At 67.9% G+C, this 16,647-nt stretch carries 9 protein-coding genes and 3 pseudogenes; 5 read left to right on the forward strand and 7 right to left on the reverse strand.

Annotated features, from left to right (window positions below):
- Positions 1-57: 57 nt before the first annotated feature.
- The gene (locus tag G205_RS08790; protein ID WP_009357685.1) at positions 58-1,287 is read left to right on the forward strand and encodes a macrolide 2'-phosphotransferase; all 1,230 of its coding nucleotides are present in this window, start codon (positions 58-60) and stop codon (positions 1,285-1,287) included.
- A gap of 51 nt (positions 1,288-1,338) precedes the next feature.
- Here G205_RS08790 and G205_RS08795 read toward each other — a convergent pair.
- From G205_RS08795 to G205_RS08805, 3 genes and pseudogenes are all read right to left on the reverse strand, one after another.
- Positions 1,339-4,874: pseudogene (locus G205_RS08795) on the reverse strand (ATP-dependent helicase).
- Positions 4,871-8,094: pseudogene (locus G205_RS08800) on the reverse strand (ATP-dependent helicase). The pseudogenes G205_RS08795 and G205_RS08800 overlap by 4 nt, the downstream one beginning before the upstream one ends.
- A 140-nt stretch (positions 8,095-8,234) precedes the next feature.
- Positions 8,235-8,651 (reverse strand): MGMT family protein, encoded by a 417-nt coding sequence (locus G205_RS08805; protein WP_035752566.1) that lies wholly within the window; start codon positions 8,649-8,651, stop codon positions 8,235-8,237.
- Positions 8,652-8,714: 63 nt separating this feature from the next.
- On the opposite strand from G205_RS08805, the gene G205_RS08810 reads away from it, so the two are divergent.
- From G205_RS08810 to G205_RS08825, 4 genes and pseudogenes are all read left to right on the forward strand, one after another.
- Positions 8,715-9,425, forward strand: coding sequence for a 3'-5' exonuclease (locus G205_RS08810; protein ID WP_009357687.1), 711 nt, complete (start codon positions 8,715-8,717; stop codon positions 9,423-9,425).
- A gap of 335 nt (positions 9,426-9,760) precedes the next feature.
- Positions 9,761-10,696, forward strand: coding sequence for a substrate-binding periplasmic protein (locus G205_RS08815; protein ID WP_009357688.1), 936 nt, complete (start codon positions 9,761-9,763; stop codon positions 10,694-10,696).
- 16 nt (positions 10,697-10,712) lie between these two features.
- Positions 10,713-11,476, forward strand: a pseudogene (locus G205_RS08820) (amino acid ABC transporter permease).
- Positions 11,473-12,210: an amino acid ABC transporter ATP-binding protein gene (locus G205_RS08825; RefSeq protein WP_009357689.1), complete on the forward strand. Its 738-nt coding sequence runs from the start codon at positions 11,473-11,475 to the stop codon at positions 12,208-12,210. Before G205_RS08820 ends, G205_RS08825 begins: the two are co-directional and overlap by 4 nt.
- A gap of 98 nt (positions 12,211-12,308) precedes the next feature.
- Here G205_RS08825 and hemL read toward each other — a convergent pair whose 3' ends face one another.
- The 4 genes from hemL to G205_RS08845 are packed head-to-tail and all read right to left on the reverse strand — an operon-like array spanning position 12,309 to position 16,637.
- Complete coding sequence (gene hemL, locus G205_RS08830) at positions 12,309-13,640, reverse strand: glutamate-1-semialdehyde 2,1-aminomutase (protein WP_009357690.1); 1,332 nt, start codon at positions 13,638-13,640, stop codon at positions 12,309-12,311.
- A 29-nt stretch (positions 13,641-13,669) separates the two neighbouring features.
- The gene (locus tag G205_RS08835) at positions 13,670-14,743 is read right to left on the reverse strand and encodes an LLM class flavin-dependent oxidoreductase (RefSeq protein WP_009357691.1); all 1,074 of its coding nucleotides are present in this window, start codon (positions 14,741-14,743) and stop codon (positions 13,670-13,672) included.
- Entirely contained in the window at positions 14,743-15,723 is a 981-nt protein-coding gene (gene hemB / locus G205_RS08840) for a porphobilinogen synthase (RefSeq protein ID WP_009357692.1), read from the reverse strand. The genes G205_RS08835 and hemB overlap by 1 nt, the downstream gene beginning before the upstream one ends.
- An 11-nt stretch (positions 15,724-15,734) precedes the next feature.
- Entirely contained in the window at positions 15,735-16,637 is a 903-nt protein-coding gene (locus G205_RS08845) for a uroporphyrinogen-III synthase (RefSeq protein WP_009357693.1), read from the reverse strand.
- Positions 16,638-16,647: the final 10 nt, after the last annotated feature.

Consider the following 16,647-nt stretch of genomic DNA (forward strand, 5'->3'; position numbering starts at 1 on the left):
GAAGACTCGCCGCCCGCAGACCGGTGACTTGGACGGCAGGCAATCTACCGTGGAACGGTGAGAAGAAAACCGATTGAACTGGCAGCCGTTGCAACCGCGGCAGTCCCTGGACTGACCCCAACGGCCGTTAGCTCTGCCCCGGATGATCCCGCAGACTTCGATTCGGCCCTGCTCCTGGATTCGGAGGGCAAACGCTGGCGTGTCCGGTCCCCCCGGCACGCGGAGGCCAGCGCCCGGCTGGAAACCGAGTTTCTGGTGCTGCGGGCCTTCGCACCCGGAATCCGGGCGGAACTTCCGTTCCTGATGCCCACGGTGGCGGGCAGCGTACGGCTTGGCACCCTGAGCACGTTTGTCTACTCACACCTGGCCGGAAGCACCCGGAGCGTTGAGGAGCTGACCGCAGGCCCGCAAGCCCTGGCCCGCGAAATCGGCGCGGCGCTGGCAGCTATCCACGACCTGCCCCGGGCACTGGTCAGCAACGCCGACCTGCCCAGCTACACGCCCAACGAATTCCGCCAGCGCAGGCTGAATGAACTGGACCAGGCGGCCACCACCGGAAAGATTCCGCCGGCGCTCCTGCTGCGGTGGGAGCACGCCATGGAGGATGTCTCCCTGTGGCGCTTCAATCCCTGCGTGGTCCACGGCGACCTGCACGAGGACAACATCCTGGTGGAAGGCCAGCGCGTCACGGCCGTGACCGGATGGACCGACCTCAGGATCGGCGACCCCGCTGACGACTTCGCCTGGCTGGTGGCCTCCAACGAGCAGGACTTCGTGGATGCTGTCCTCGCCGGCTATACGGCAAGCCGGCGCGACACTCCGGACAACCACCTGCTGCGCAGGGCCGCCCTTTCGGCCGAATTCGCCCTGGCCCAGTACCTGGTCAAGGGAATTGCTGCTGGCGATCCGGCCATGGTGGCGGAGGCGGAAGGCATGCTGGAAACCCTCGCGAACGATATCGCCGAGCACGGCGGCCAACCCATCAGTGTTGAGCCGCAGCCCACCGCCGGGACCGCCCCCGGCGCAGGAGTGTCCGACGGTGGCCCCGGACCAGGTGCGGCGCCCGTAACCGTCCTTCCCGTCCCGGCACAGCCGGCGGTGGAAGTTGTTCCCGTCCCGGTCAAGCCGGCGGTTGAGGTTGTTCCCGTCCCCGTCCAGCCGGCGGTCCACGTGACACCCATCCCCGCCGAGCCGGAGCAGGCGGCGGGCGGGAAACAGCACTCCCCGGAAGCAGCCGACGATACGTCCACCGCCGCGCTTCCGATCATCAACGCCCGGCAGTCCTAGCAGGGGACGCCAGCCAGGATCCGCCCGCCCTGATCCGCCAGCCCAGCGCGGTCACCTGGAATCCAGGGCTGCGCTGACGATGGCTTCCAGTTCCTCGGCCGTTCCGAGGTCATGGGGCCGGACCACCTCGTTGTCGGCCACATAGAAGAACGCTGCCCGCACTTCCTCGAGCGGAACGTTCTTCAGGCGTGCCCACGCCAGCCGGTAAACGGCCAGCTGCACCGAGCGGGCCCGCAACTGGGCACCGGAGGGACGGCGTCCGGTCTTCCAGTCCACCAGGTCCCAGCAGCCGTCGGCGTCCCGGAAGACGGCGTCGATCCGGCCGCGAACAACCACCTCGCCCACGCGGGTTTCCACGGGGACCTCCACGAAGGCAGGCGATCGCTCGGCCCAGGGTGAGGCGCGGAACGTTGCCACCATGGAATCGAGGTCGTACGCGGCGTCGATGTGGTCGTCGGAACCGGGAGCCTCGCCCAGATCGAGCATGCCGGCGGTACCAAAGTATTCCTCCACCCAGGCGTGGAAGGCAGTTCCTTTGCGTGCCGACATTCCGGGCTCACGCGGAACCGGCCGGCGGAGCCTGGCGAGCACGTCCGACGGGTCGTTTCCAAGGTCCACCAGCATGGATGCGGAGATATGGCCGGGCAGGTGCACATCCTGGCCGTAGGACCGTTTGGCCCGGCGCTCCAGCAGCAGCGCGGCTTCCCGCGCCCACCCCGCCGCCGGTCCAGCCAGGCCGGTGCTGCCTGCGGGGCTGCCTCCAGCATCCGCTGGTCCGGATAACGGCTGGTGATTCCCTGCGGCCTCGAGTTCGGCCAGAACGAGGGCAGCAGCCCTGTCCATGGCCTCCCTGCGGCCCCCGGCCAGCCGGAGCCGCTCCCCTGTCCGGGGATCCACGGGGCCTTCAAGGGGGTCGTAAGGCCACCCTGCCACTTCGGTTTCAGTGGACAGTGGGCTGCTTTCGGGCAGGGCGTCTTCGGCCAGGGACAGTGGATGGACCGAGGCCCGGTCCGGCTGCCATCCGGGTTCACGAGGATGTCCAGTTCGGCCAGGAACGGGGACATCTCCGCCCTGGCGGCGCGCGATCCCACCCAGGCGGCACTGGAAGCCCACAGGACGTGCTTGGCCCGGGTGTAGGCAACGTAGGCCAGGCGGCGCTCCTCTGATTCCCCATGCGCCTGCACGGCAGCCTTAAAATCCTTTTCCGCGTCCAGCCAGCCCTTCTGGTCCGGCTGGTCGAGGTCCCATTGGGGCAGGTCCGCACGGTCGCCCCGGAGGGGCCACGGAAGCGCCGCGCTCCCGCTGCTCCAGCGGGAGTCCTTGTCGCTGGGAAACGCCCCGGCGTTCAGCCCGGGCACGAAAACAACGTCCCATTCCAGGCCCTTGGACGCGTGGACGGTGAGGAGCTGGACTGCCTCACGGTTGACATCGCCGGGCGGGGCTTCGAGCCCGTTCTCCTCGGCGGCTGCAGCCTCGAGCCAGGCGAGGAAGGCAAGTATGTCCACCCGCTGGGAGGTGCGAAGAAAGCCCGCGGCGGCGTCCTGGAAGGCGTCCAGGTTGCGGCGCGCCTGGTGGATGCTGACCCCTGGGCGTGCCGCGACTTCGATGTCCAGGAGCATGGCCCGTTCCACTTCCCCAAGGAGTGTGGTGAGATCGTCACCCAGGTAGCCGCGGAGCTGCCGCAGTTCGGCCGAGAGCTGCAGCAGGCGGCCGCGGGCCACGGCGCTCAGGCACCGGCCGCTGGAGGATGTCCATCCTTCGCGTGGCAGCCAGTCCAGCGCTTCCACGAGGCTGGCGCCATCCGTCAGGTCCCCCTCGAGGACCGCGGCATCCTCGTCGGATGAATCGTCGTCGGACCGCTCCGCGGCCTGCCCCCGCCGGCGGGCCAGATGGCTGGACCAGTCCCGCAGGGCCATCAGGTCCGCCGGTCCAATCCGCCACCTCGCTCCGGCCAGCAGCCGCATGAGCGAGTCTGACCGGCCAGGGTCCGCCAGTACCCGGAGGGTGGCCACGAGGTCCACCACCTCGGGTGTGTCCAGGAGTCCGCCGAGGCCCACGATCTCGTAGGGGATGCTCCTGGCCTCAAGCTGGCGGCGGACCACCTCCATTTGCGCACGCCGCCGGCACAGTACGGCAATGGCCGGCGGCACGGGTGTGCCATCGGGCTTCAGTTCGAAGTCGGTCGCCCGGTATCTCAGGACATCCCCGGCAAGGGCCGCCGCTTCCTCCACGTCGCTGCCGAACCGGCCAAGCACCACCGACCCCTGGGCAGCATGGGGGCTGGGCTGCAACGGCGGCACATGCGCGGTCTGCGCTCCCTTGCCGCCTGCAGGTCCACGCTGCGCTTCGGCTTTGACCAGCGCCTCCGACATCACGTTCGCTGCCGCCAGGATGGAGCGTCCGTTCCGCCAGGCGGTGGTCAGGTAGGACGTGGGCGCAGGCGCCCAGCCCGCCTGCCCGTTCACGGATTCCTGGCGGACAGGAAACTCGCGGACGAAGTGGAACAGCTGGCCGGCCGAGGCACCGCGGAAACCATAGATGGACTGGTTTGGGTCCCCGACGGCCGTGACGGCGTGCCCGCCGCCGAAGAGCCGCGAGAACAGGACGAGCTGGGCGTGCGAGGTGTCCTGAAACTCGTCCAGCAGGACAACTTTGTACCGTTGGCGTTCCATGTGCGCGGCCATCGGAACATCCCGTGCCACCTTCGCTGCGAGCGCCACCAGGTCACCGAAATCGAGGGCGCCACGTGCCCGCTTTGCTTCGGCATACCTGCCCACCATGTCAGCGACCCTGGCCCGGGTGCGAAGCATCGCGGCCAGCTCTGCCGCGGCCTGCGGAGGGTTCTTCTTCTTGTCTGCCAGGTAGGGGAGCGACTCGAAGTCCGAGAGCCGCGCCATGAGCCAGGCCTCGACGTCTTCCGGTTCCTGGAGGTGTTCGGCGCATTCTCCGGCGAGCTGGATAACGGCCTTCACCAGGGTGGACTTGGCGGCACGGAAGTGTGCATATTCGCCGTCGTACGCTTCCACCACTTCGCTGGCCAGCTGCCACGCCTGGGCCCCGCCCAGCAGGACCACGTCCCGTTCCACGCCCAGCCGCAGCCCGTAGTCGGAAACGATCCCGCTTGCGAAGGAGTGGTAGGTGGACACCTTGGGTTCCAGGGCGTCGCTGCTGAGCAGGCCTTCCGGAAAGACCTGGTGCGCAGTGTCGCCGGCAACCAGCCGCTGAAGGGCCACCAGCTTGGCGCGGATCCGCGATGCGAGTTCCCCGGCCGCCTTCCTGGTGAACGTCACGCCGAGGACTTCCTCGGGCCGCACCCAGCCGTTGGCCACGAGCCACACCACCCGGTCCGCCATGGTGGCTGTCTTGCCGGAGCCGGCACCGGCGATGACCAGCCGCGGGGTGAGCGGTGAGGAGATGATGGCGGATTGTTCGGCGGTCGGCATGTTCTTTTCACCCAGGAGCACCGATAGCTCCTCGGGGCTGAACCGCGCCTCCGTCGGCCGGGCAGGCGCGGCGACCGCCGCTGACTGCCCGGCATCCGGATCAGCACCCTGCCGGCCGGGCAGCAGGTCGAGGTTGTTGGTCATTCCGTCACTTGCCTTCCACGCACGCACAGGGGGCATACCTCGGGCAGCTTGCAGCCGTGGCCGCCGTGGCTTCCCTTTGCCGGATCATGCCGGGCTTCGAATTCCTTGCCGCCCATCACTTGCGCTGCATCCTTCACCATGTCGAGTGCCCAGTTCTCCTGCGGGTCGAGTGGATCCTGTTGCTGGACGGCAGGATTCCTGGTGCTTGTTCCGAGCTGGGCAAGCACAGCCCCGCCGGGCAGGGTGCCGCCCTCCCTGCCTGTTGCCTCGGCGAATCCTCCCGCGAGGACCGCTGCCTGGTATGCACCGAGCTGGGGGTGACGGGACAGCTCCGCCTTGCCGGGCTGCCGCTTTCCCGTCTTCAGGTCCACAATGACCAGCCTTCCCTGGCCGTCAATCTCCAGCCGGTCCACCTGGCCGCGCAGGATGGCCTGCCGCGGCGCCAGCTCATCCACCGCCACCTCGCCAAGGGGCACCTCAAAATCCTGTTCCACTCCCGCGAGGCTGCGGCCCTCGCTCCTCATCACCAGGATGTACTGGGCGAGCTTGCGCACCATGGACTCCGCCCTTTGGAAGTCGAGGCGGCCCTCCCAGTTGTCCTTCATGCCCAGGGCGGGCCAGCGCCGTACCAGCTCCGCGAGGTACTCCGCGCCCGAGGCATCCGGCAGTTCCTGCGCGATGGCGTGGACCAGTGTTCCCAGGCTGCGGGCAAAGTCTGTGGCCGCCTCGCCCCCGGCCGCCTGCACAAACCAGTCAAGCGGGGACTTCTGCACGGTTTCGACCTTCGACGGCGACACGGAAACGGTACCGCCGGGCGGAACCACGGCTGCGTCGGTCGTGAGTGGCGCGAGCCCCCACCAGGTGGAAGGATGCGCACCGGGGACTGGCGGCTCGGCCGCCGCCAGCCGGGCCAGTACCCTTACCGCTTCCCGGGCCTCGGCGGACTGGTTCCCGTCCAGCTGGGCATGCTGCCGCAGTTCGGCAACGAGGGCCCGCAGGGTTATGGGGCGCTCGACCGGGGTGAAGCCCCTGTGCTCCTGGCCGTGCTCCAGCGGTGCGACGTAGTCGAGGAACGACGAAGCTGGTCGTCCTCCGAGGCGACCGCCGTGCATATGAGCAGTTCCCGGGCGCGTGAGACGGCTGTGGAGAAGCTGCGCAGTTCGTCATAGCGGATGTCGCGCAACCGGCTTAGGGGATCCCGCTGCATGGCGTAGGCGGAACCGTGTTCAACGGCGTCCGCGTAAAGGGTGCTGCCCAGGAGTTCCCCCCGGAGCCGGGTGTTGGGCCACACGCCCTCCTGCAGGCCGGCGACAATCACCACCGGCCATTCCCTTCCTGCTGCGCTGGCGGGCGTCATCAGCTCCACGGCATCATCCACCTGGGCGCGGGCGGCAAGGGTGTCCATGGGGAGCTCCTGGTTGAGCAGGTACTCCAGGAACTGTTCAGGCCCCGCTCCGGGCATCTGGTCCACGTACCGTTCAGCCGTATGGAACAGCGCCATCATGGCATCCAGGTCCCGGTCGGCCCGGGCGCCGTGGGGGCCGCCTGCCAGTGCTGTTTCCGTCCAGGATGCTGCCAGCCCCGTGGAGCTCCACAGTGCCCAGAGCACCGATTCGGCGTTGGCGCCCGGCTGGAAGGCAGCTTCACGGCCGGCCTGGATCATCCGCGCCGCGCGCCTGGCCGCCCTGCCTTCGATACCCAGGGCGGACAGGGCTCCGGGCTCCAGCAGGGCCTCGACCAGGAGGGCATCGCTGGTCCGTCCGCCGCCGCCCAGCAGTTCCTCACGACGAAGGGACTGCCGGAGCCGCCGGAGTTCGATGGAAGTGGCACCGCCGATCCGGGAGGTCAGGAGGGACACCGCGGCTTCCGGGGTCAGGAGCGTTGGGTCCAGCGCGATGGCGAAGGCGTCCAGCAGGGGACGCACCGCTACCTCGTCCCGGACGGCCGACTCGGCAACCGGCACACGGACAGGGATCCCCTGCCCCGAGAGGTAACGCTGCAACTCGCTGACCTGTCCGCCGTTGCGCACAATGACGGCAATGTCCGCGAGGTCCCGGCCATGGTTGATGTGCTGGTCCAGGATCCTCTGGGCGACATACCGGAGCTCATGCACTGGTGACGGGACCAGGTGCGCCTCGACACTCCCTTCCTGCATATTCCCCTCCGGCCGGTCTGCCTGCGGACGCTCCAGCTGCCTGGCCAGCTGGCCACCGGCGCGTTGCGAGATCCGGCCGGCGACACCCAGCCAGGCGTCCGCCAGGGCCGGGACCAGGCGGTGGGAAGAAGACAGCGGACGCTCCACGGGTGGCGCGCCCGGCGACAGCAGCCGCGGCAGCTCGGCCACGAGATCAGGCCGTGCGCCCCGGAAGCCCTGGACCACGGTATCCGGCGAGTACGCAACGTAGCAGTCCTTGCCTGCCGCGATGTCCGCCAGGAGTTCGAACACTGCCGGGTTGGCTTCCTGGATGTCGTCCACCACCACGAGCTGCAGCCGGTCCTGTTCGGCTGCGAGGAATTCCGGCGCGTCCTGGAAGATGTGGCGTGCCGCCGTGATGATTCCGGCGGGGTCGAAGGCCTCCGGCATCCTCAGGTCCAGGACGTCCCGGTACTCGTTGTAGAGGGCAGCCGCGGCGATCCAGTCGGGCCTGCCGCACTCGCGGCCAAGCATTTCAAGGTCCTCCGCAGTACGGCCGGACTCGATGATCCGGTCGAAGAGCTGCCGCACCTCCTGGCGGAACCCGCGCGTTTCGAGCGCGCCGTTGAGATCCTCAGGCCACGGCAGTTCCAGGCCGGGAAGGCGGTGCCCATCGAGGAGCTCCTTGATGATGAGGTCCTGTTCGGGGCCTGACAGGAGCCGCGGCGGCCTGGCCAGCGGGATGACGCCCTCGGCCTTGGCGCGCCTGATGAGGTCGAAGGCATAGGAAGCCCAGGTGCGCGCTGGGGTGGTGCTGAGGCTTCGGTCCAGCCGGGCTGTGAAGCGGTCCCGCAGGAAATCAGCGGCGAGGCGGCTCGGGGCAAGGATCAGCATGCGCTCGGGATCGATACCATCGCGCTGGACACGTTCCACGGCAGCCTCAATGAGAACGGTGGTTTTGCCGGTCCCTGGGGCGCCTGGAACCAGAACCGGCCCGGTTCCCTGGGGAACACTGACGGCGGACTGCTGGTCGGCGGTCAGGGACGGCGCAGCCGCATGTACCTGGCGCGGCGCGAGCAGCCGCAAAGCGGCAGCCGGGGACCTTCCTGCACTGGCGTTCGAGCTGCTTCCTGCGGTGGCGGCGCCTTGCCCGAAAGTGGGCTCCTGACCCGCTTGGGGGTCAGGCCGGTATTCGTCGCGTGGTTCCGTGAAGGGAAGAGTTACTGTCACACCGACATTCCATCATCAGCCACCGACAATCCATGGAGCCGACGCTCCAGCGCCGCGGCGATGGTGTCCACCCTGTCCAGTTCCCCGTCGGTCGGCTGCCAGCGTGCCGCGGACAGATCGACGCGCCAGCGGCCCTCTCCGGTGCGGAGGAAGGACCCGTAGTCGCCGCGGAGCGGGGTTGCCTCATCAAGGTAGCGGCGGAGGGCCCCCGCTTCGTGCCCCTCGGGAGCATGTCCGCTCGCCTTCAGCACACGCCACCAGGGGACGCCGCTGCCATAATGGCTGAGTACGGCCCCCACCTGCCGCGGGCCCCCGGAGCCGAGCAGTTCGGAAACGTCACCGTAAGACACAGCGGACCCGGCCGGTACCAGCTCAACAACGGCCAGCACCGCCTCCACATACTCCATCCGCATTGATCCAATGTATCCGCAGTGGCGCTCCCCGGAATTGTCCGGGGTCCCCCTTAGCGTTGAAGCATGAGCACCTGGAATACCCTTCCCCGAGCAGCCTTCGACCTCGAAACCACCGGACGGAACTCCCGCGCGGCCCGGATTGTCACAGCGTCGGTGACGGTCGTGGACCACCAGGGCGAGGTCATCAAGGAGCATGAGTGGCTTGCGGATCCGGGGGTGGAAATTCCCATTGAAGCCAGCGATGTGCACGGAATCACCACGGAACAGGCCCGGCGTGACGGGCGCCCCGCCCATGAAGTCACCAGGGAACTTGCGGGGGTCCTGCAGGAGTTGTTCGACGACGGCGTCCCCGTCATTGCCTTCAATGCCAGCTACGACTTCACAGTGCTGGCGGCGGAGTCGGCCCGGTACGGGGTCCCGCAGCTGACGAGGTTCCCGGTGCTTGATCCCTACATCATGAACAAGCAGGTGGACCGCTACCGGAAGGGCAAGCGGACCCTTACGGCCCTGTGCGAGGAGTACGGCGTGGTCCTGGACAACGCCCACACGTCTGCCGCTGACGCCCTGGCCACGCTGAAGGTACTGGATGCGATGGCCGGCAAATTTCCCAAGCTCATGATGCCGGCGAGCCAGCTCCACCAGCTCCAGGTAGATTGGGCCGTCAGCCAGGCCGCGGACTTCCAGGGCTACCTCCGCAAGACCAAGCCCACCGCCGTGATCGAGGGCGATTGGCCGGTCCTGCCTCCGCAGGATGCCACGGCCGGGGGATTTTAGGCTTCCGCAGGCCCTCCCCCGCCGCAATGCGAGGCAAGTCACAGTTCGTTCACCGCGCATTTCGGCCTTGCCGGGGCATCGTGAATTCGTTGGATTACCCGGCGCCCTCCCTGTCGCGCGCACAGAACGGCTAACTGGCCGAATTAAATGCGGCAATGGCATCGCCTGCCCGTCCTTGGATTTCCTTAACAGCGCATTTTCGATGAAGTGAGACAATAAAGTTTTGCGGTCACCCCTGCCCTGGCCATGCTCGACCAGCACGGGGCAGGTGCCAGGCGCCATCAGCGCAGCCTTGCGGCCCGGTTGACTTATGACTCAATGAAAGTGACAACCTGATGAAAATCAAAGCGATGAAGTGGCTGACTACCGCTCCCGTTGCTCTGGCCCTGGCGGTTTCCCTGGCCGCCTGCGGTTCAGGGGCCTCGGAGCCCGCGGGCATCCCCACCGATGCCCTCGCCGGCAGCGACCAGCAGACGCTGGACAAGTACACCACTGCCGATGTCACCCCGATCGACCAGATCGACAAGACCAAGCTCGGCCTCAACACCGAAGGCAAGCTCGAAGTGGGCACGCTCTCGGACGCGCCGCCGAACATCTTCATTGACCCCTCCGGCAAGTTCACCGGCTACGACAACGAGCTCCTGCGTGCCATCGCCGCCAAGCTCGGCCTCGAGGTTGAATTTGTTGCCACGGACTTCTCGGCGCTCCTGTCCCAGGTGCAGACCAAGCAGTTCGACGTCGGATCCTCCTCGATCTCCACCACCGAAGCCCGCCGCGAGAACGTCGGCTTCACCAACGGTTACGACTTCGGCTACATGGCCGTTGTCGCCAAGACCGACGGCGACGTCAAGAGCTTCGACGACCTCACCTCCGACCTGCGCATCGGCGTGGTCCAGGGCACCGTCCAGGACGACTACGTCACCAACACGCTGAAGATGGAACCGATCCGCTTCCCGGATTACGCCACCGTCTACGCGAACGTGCGCAACGGCCAGGTGGACGCCTGGGTGGCTCCGTCCCAGCAGGCTGAAGGCCAGGTCAAGGAAGGCGACGGCACCGCCATCGTCGAGTCCAAAATCAACACCGAGAACTTCACCGCCTACGCCGTGGCCAAGGACAACCAGCCGCTGATCGACGCGCTGAACTCGGGCCTGGACGCCGTGATCGAGGACGGGACCTGGTCCAAGCTGACCAAGGAGTGGTACCCGGACCGCGAAATGCCGACTGACTGGAAGCCGGGCAGCAAGGCCGCCACGGTTCCCCAGAGCTGATTGAGCCGGGACGTTTATGGATCTCCTGGACCAGCTTGCCGACACCTTTTTCAACTGGGAGGAAATGGCCAAAGTCATTCCCGCCCTGTTCATGGTGGGCCTGCCCAACACCCTGATGCTGGCCGTCGCCTCAGGCATCTTCGGATCCCTGCTGGGGCTGCTGCTCGCCATGATGGGTATCTCCCGCAACGCGGGGGCACGGTGGGCGGCGCGCATTTACACCGACATCTTCCGCGGCCTGCCGGCCATCCTGGTGATCCTGGTGATCGGCATCGGCCTGAGCCCGATCGCCAGGGAAATCACCGGTTCGCGGAACCCCTATCCCCTGGGCATCCTGGCCCTGACGCTGATCGCCGCCGCTACATCGGCGAGATCTTCCGGTCGGGCATCCAGAGCGTTGAGAAGGGACAGCTGGAGGCCTCGCGGGCCCTCGGGTTCAGCTACGGCAGTTCCATGCGGCTGGTGGTGGTGCCCCAGGGCATCCGCCGGGTCCTTCCGGCCCTGGTGAACCAGTTCATCTCGCTGCTGAAGGACTCCTCGCTGGTGTTCATGCTGGGCCTGGCCGCCTCGGACCGGGAGATCTTCCGGATCGGAAATGACGCCATGGCCAACACCGGCAACCTGTCACCGCTGGTCGCGGCGGGTGTCCTGTACCTGATCCTGACCGTTCCGCTCACCCACTTCGTGAACTTCATCGACCACCGGCTGCGCACTGGCAAGCCGGAGAAGAAGGAGCCGGACGAACTGGCAGCACCTATCGGCAAGGGGGCACAGGCATGACGGAATTCGCTTCCGGAACCCTGACCGGCAAGAACCTGCACCTGTCCTTCGGGCATAACCACGTCCTCCGCGGCATCGACCTGCACGTGGAGAAGGGCACCACGGCCTCGGTGATCGGCCCGTCCGGGTCCGGCAAGTCCACGCTCCTGCGTGTCATGAACCGCCTGATCGAGCCTGACCAGGGCGACATCCTGCTGGATGGACGTTCGGTCCTGAAGGACAACCCGGACGAGCTCCGGCAGCGGATCGGCATGGTGTTCCAGCAGTTCAACCTGTTCCCGCACAAGACCGTGGTGGACAACGTGTCGCTGGCCCTCCGCAAGCTCCGGAAGCTGCCCAAGGACCAGGCCCGCGCCGAAGCCCTGGAGCAGCTGGACCTGGTGGGCCTGAAGCACAAGGCAGATTCCCGTCCGGCCAACCTGTCCGGCGGCCAGCAGCAGCGCGTGGCGATTGCCCGGGCGCTGGCCATGAAGCCCGAGGTCATGTTCTTCGACGAGGCCACGTCCGCCCTTGACCCCGAACTGGTCAAGGGTGTCCTGGCCCTCATGACGGACCTTGCGAAGGGCGGCATGACCATGGTGGTGGTGACCCACGAGATGGGTTTCTCCCGCAACGTCTCGGACACCGTCACGTTCATGGACGCGGGCGTGGTGGTGGAGTCCGGTCCGCCGGAGCAGATCTTCACGGCACCGCGCACTGACCGGCTCAAGGGCTTCCTCTCGGACGTCCTCTAGCCGAAAGACAAAAAATCCCCGCGTCCCGGGCCTTCTCCCACACATGGTGGGTGGGTTGGTCCGGGACGCGGGGATTTGTCGTTAAGCCGGCGCCGGAACTACGGGCGGGCCGCAGCAGCCGCCTGCGCCGCGGCGGGCAGGGCATCGAAGATCCGGTTCATGGCGGCGTCGTCGTGCGCGGCGGAGAGGAACCAGGCCTCGAACACCGACGGCGGCAGGTAGACGCCGGACTCCAGCATGGAGTGGAAGAACGGCGCGTACCGGAAGGCCTCCTGGGCCTGGGCGTCGGCGTAGTTGTGGACGCCGTGCGCGGAGGTTCCGAAGGCCACCGAGAACAGGTTGCCGGCGAACTGGATGGAGTGGTCCACCCCGGCGGCATCCAGGGCGCTGGACAGGGCCGAGGACAGCTCCAGGGAGCGGGCGTCGATGTAGGAGTAGACATCGCGGGTGGCGTTGGTCAGCGTGGCAACTCCGGCGGCCATGGCCACGGGGTTTCCGGACAGCGTTCCGGCCTGGTACACGGGCCCGGTGGGAGCCAGGTGGTCCATGACATCGGCACGTCCGCCAAGTGCCGCCGTCGGCATGCCGCCGCCAATGACCTTGCCGAAGGTAAGCAGGTCCGGGGTCCAGGGGTCGGCGGCGTCGGGCGCTCCGCCGGTCAGGCCCCAGTAGCCCGAGTAGCCGGTGCGGAAGCCCGTCAGCACCTCGTCCACGATGAGCAGGGCACCGTGTTCCCGGGTGATCCTGGAAAGGCCGAGGTTGAAGCCCTCTTCCGGGGTCACCACGCCCATGTTGGCGGGCGCGGCCTCGGTAATGACGGCTGCAATGTTGGGGCCGTGCGCGGCGAATGCTTCCTTGACCGCGGTGAGGTCGTTGTAGGGCAGGACCAGGGTTTCAGCGGCGGTCGCCTCCGTGACGCCGGCGGAACCGGGCAGGGCGAGGGTGGCAACGCCGGACCCTGCGGATGCCAGCAGCCCGTCCAGGTGGCCGTGGTAGCAGCCCGCGAACTTGATGATCAGGTTGCGCCCCGTGAAGCCGCGGGCCAGCCGGACGGCGGTCATGGTGGCTTCGGTGCCGGTAGACACCATCCGGAGGCGTTCGACAGCGGGCACGCGTTCCTTGACGATTTCGGCCAGGTTGGCCTCGTCAGGGGTGGAGGCGCCGAAGGACAGCCCCCGGTCGACGGCGGCGTGGACCGCATCCAGCACGGCCGGGTGTGCATGGCCCAGCAGGGCAGGGCCCCAGGAGCAGACCAGGTCCACGTATTCCTTGCCGTCCGCGTCCGTCAGGTAGGCGCCCTTGGCGGCCACCATGAAGCGGGGCGTTCCGCCCACGGAGCCGAAGGCGCGGACGGGCGAGTTGACGCCGCCCGGCATCAACTGGCGGGCGCGGTCGAATAATGCCTCGTTGCGAGGATTGCTGGAAGTCATGGTTCCTATTCTCTCAGTTGGCCGGCATGTCAGCTGCCGAGCAGTTCCGCCACCTTGGGCGCCACTGCCGTTCCCATCAGTTCAATCGAGCGCATCATTGCCGAATGCGGCAGGGGCCCGCTGCTGTACTTCAGGTCGAAGCGGTCCACCCCCAGGTTCTGCTTGAGCAGGGCAATCTTCCGGGCCACCGTCTCCGGCGATCCGACGTACAGGGCGCCCTCAGGCGCGCACATCGCATCGAACTCGGGCCTGCCGGCAGGGCCCCAGCCGCGTTCGGCGCCCAGTCTGTTCCGGAGCGTGAGCCAGTGCGGATAGAACTCCTCGCGGGCCTCCTCGTCCGTGGGAGCGACGTGCCCCGGCGAATGCGTCGCCATCTGCTGCATTGGATGCCCGTACTTGGCCATGGCCTCGCGGTACAGGTCAGCCAGCGGACGGAAAGCACGCGGCTGGCCGCCGATGATGGCGAAGATGATCGGGTAGCCGTAGTGGGCGCAGCGGAGCACCGATTCGGGAGTGCCGCCGACGCCGATCCAGGTGGGCAACAGGTGGTGCTCCATGGGTGGGTAGACGCTCAGTCCGGCCAGGGCCGGCCGGGTCCGCCCTTCCCAGTGGACCGGCTGCTGCAGCCGCACCTTGCTGAACAGCTCCAGCTTCTCCTCGAAGAGGACTTCGTAGTCGGCCAGGTCGAATCCGAAGAGGGGGAACGATTCCACGAACGAGCCGCGGCCCAGCATGACCTCGGCGCGGCCGTTGGAGATGGCGTCCACCGTGGAGAAGCGCTGGAAGACCCTGATCGGATCGTCCGAGCTGAGGACGGTGACGGCCGAGCCCAAGCGGATCCTGGTGGTGCGGGCCGCCGCTGCAGCCAGGAAGACTTCAGGGGCGGACACCGCATAGTCCTTCCGGTGGTGCTCCCCCACGCCGAACGCGTGAAGTCCGACGGCGTCGGCAAGTTGGGCCTGTTCCAGCAGCTGCCGCAGGACTTCGGCATGCGCCTGCGGGGTGCCGTCCGGTTTCACGCCCACATCACCGAAGGTGTTGAGACCAAGCAGGATGCGGTCCTCCCCCACGGGTTCGGTGGGTCCCAACGGCAGCTCGGTCATCAGGATTCCTTCAGCCAGCCGGCCAGCTCCGCGGCCCAGTAGGTTAGCACCATGCCCGCACCGGCCCGGCGGATGCCCAGCACGGACTCGGTGATGGCGGCCCTCCGGTCGATCCATCCGTTGGCTGCAGCGGCCTCGATCATCGCGTACTCGCCGGAGATCTGGTAAGCCGCCACCGGCACCGGGCTCATGGCGGCGACGTCCGCCACGATGTCCAGGTAGCTCATGGCCGGTTTGACCATGACGATGTCGGCGCCCTCGGCCAGGTCCAGTTCCACTTCGCGCAGCGCCTCGGTGCGGTTTCCTGCATCCATCTGGTAGGTCCGCCGGTCGCCCTTCAGCTGGGAATCCACCGCCTCGCGGAACGGGCCGTAGAAAGCGGACGCGTATTTGGCCGAGTAGGCGATGACTGACGTGCCGGTGTGGCCGGCTTCATCCAGGGCGGTCCTGATGGCGGCGATCTGTCCGTCCATCATGCCCGAGGGGCCCAGCATGTGGGCGCCGGCATCGGCCTGTGCCACGGCCATCCGGGCGTAGATTCCCACGGTGCGGTCGTTGTCGACGTACCCGTCGTCGTCGAGCACCCCGCAGTGGCCGTGGTCGGTGAACTCGTCCAGGCACACGTCGCTCATGATCACCAGACTGTCCCCCACCTCGGCGCGAACGTCGCGGATGGCCTTGTTCAGGACACCGTCGGGGTCGAGAGAGGCCGAGCCTTCGGCGTCACGGATTTCCGGGATGCCGAACAGCATGATGCCGCCCAACCCCAGTTCGGCAGCCTCTGCTGCGGCACGCTTCAGGGTGTCCGTGGTGTGCTGCACCACGCCCGGCATGGACGTGATGGGGTTCGGTTCGGTGAGCCCTTCCCGGATGAAGGCGGGAAGGATGAGCCCGGCCGGCGCCAGGCGGGTTTCGGCGGTCAGCCGGCGCATGGCGGGCGTGGTCCGAAGGCGGCGGGGGCGTTGGCTGGGGAAAGTCATGGTCCTGTCCTTCACGTTGTTCCGGGTAGGTTCGGGTTCGGCGCCCCGGCGGGACCTGCGGTCCCCAGGGCAGCCCCGACGGCATCCGCGAGGCCCTCGGGCGTCGGCTCAGCTGCCACCGCAGCCACCTGCAGGCCGAGCGCTGCGGCCTGTTCCGCCGTCGAACGCCCGATGGCCACAAGCCGGCAGCCGTGCAGCGGCGCCAGGTCGGCGATCCGGCGCACGGCGCTGGGTGAGGCTGCCAGGACGGCGTCGATGCTTCCGTCAGCGATGCCTGCCCGGGCCGCGGCCGGCGAGAGCAGGGAGTACGACGGCGGCACCTGGCCCGGGCCCCCGTCCTCCACCGGAACGGCGAGCCTGCGTTCGGCTGCCGCCGGGTAGTCGACCGTCCGGTAGGCGGCCACCACGGTGACTTTGCTGCCTGCGGCCCCGAGCCCCTCTGCAAGCGCGGGCGCCGCAATGTCAGCCTGCGGCAGCAGGACCCGTCCGCCGCCGGGCCATACCTCGAGCAGCCCGGCGGCGGACTGCTCGCCGCGGGGCGTCAGATCCACGCCGAGGCCGTTGGACTCGAGCAGCCTGCGGGTGGCCGGTCCCACGGCGGCGATCCGGATGCCGGCCGGGATCCACTGGCGCAGGGAAAGCCCGCGGTCCCGCGCCTTGCCGAGGAGCACATGGCCGGTGGTTGCGCTGGTGAGGACCAGCCAGTCGAACGCCCCGGCTCCCAGTGCGTCACAGGCCACATCCAGGGAATGCTGGTCCGGTGCCCGTTCGAAGTCGATGAGCGGCAGGAGCATGGCGGTGGCGCCGGCCTTTTCCAGCGCAGCCACCAGTTCCAGTGACCGCTCCGGGCTGCGCGTGATCAGGACCCGGGCCCCTGCCAGCGGCTTGCCCTGCCCCGATGCGCCCGTTGGCATTCCCATGGGC

The organism is Arthrobacter nitrophenolicus (assembly GCF_000332815.1).
GTDB classification, from domain to species: domain Bacteria; phylum Actinomycetota; class Actinomycetes; order Actinomycetales; family Micrococcaceae; genus Arthrobacter; species Arthrobacter nitrophenolicus.

Excerpts from the sequence above, each read along its gene's own strand:
- G205_RS08805 (WP_035752566.1), bottom strand. The coding sequence starts at position 8,651 with ATGCGGATGGAGTATGTGGAGGCGGTGCTGGCCGTTGTTGAGCTGGTA.
- G205_RS08815 (WP_009357688.1), top strand. The coding sequence starts at position 9,761 with ATGAAAATCAAAGCGATGAAGTGGCTGACTACCGCTCCCGTTGCTCTG.
- G205_RS08835 (WP_009357691.1), bottom strand. The coding sequence starts at position 14,743 with ATGACCGAGCTGCCGTTGGGACCCACCGAACCCGTGGGGGAGGACCGC.
- hemL (WP_009357690.1), bottom strand. The coding sequence starts at position 13,640 with ATGACTTCCAGCAATCCTCGCAACGAGGCATTATTCGACCGCGCCCGC.
- G205_RS08825 (WP_009357689.1), top strand. The coding sequence starts at position 11,473 with ATGACGGAATTCGCTTCCGGAACCCTGACCGGCAAGAACCTGCACCTG.
- G205_RS08810 (WP_009357687.1), top strand. The coding sequence starts at position 8,715 with ATGAGCACCTGGAATACCCTTCCCCGAGCAGCCTTCGACCTCGAAACC.
- G205_RS08845 (WP_009357693.1), bottom strand. The coding sequence starts at position 16,637 with ATGCCAACGGGCGCATCGGGGCAGGGCAAGCCGCTGGCAGGGGCCCGG.
- hemB (WP_009357692.1), bottom strand. The coding sequence starts at position 15,723 with ATGACTTTCCCCAGCCAACGCCCCCGCCGCCTTCGGACCACGCCCGCC.